Annotated in this window: 1 pseudogene; it reads right to left on the reverse strand. The window is 42.1% G+C overall.

From position 1 onward, the window contains the following. Nucleotides 1-242: pseudogene (locus SB658_RS26935) on the reverse strand (protein translocase subunit SecDF); the annotation flags it as partial.

Genomic DNA, 242 nt, shown 5'->3' on the forward strand with positions numbered 1-242 from the left:
TTTTGCTGATCTTGTACACCAGCAAGCTGTACGCGAATTCGATCTTGTCCTTCGATTTGAATGTTCGGCTCACTTACACCGAGAACATTGACACGATTTTCAAGAGCGCCTACTGTACTTACGAGTACGTCTCGATCAATTTTATCACCTTTTTTGGCTGGTTTTACTTCATAAAGAATTTCAAAACCACCGCGAAGGTCTAGTCCTAGACTAATTCCTTTTGCTATGTCTTTTCCTGCCGC

This window comes from Bacillus sp. SIMBA_008 (genome assembly GCF_046535495.1).
Classification (GTDB): Bacteria; Bacillota; Bacilli; order Bacillales; family Bacillaceae; genus Bacillus; species Bacillus subtilis.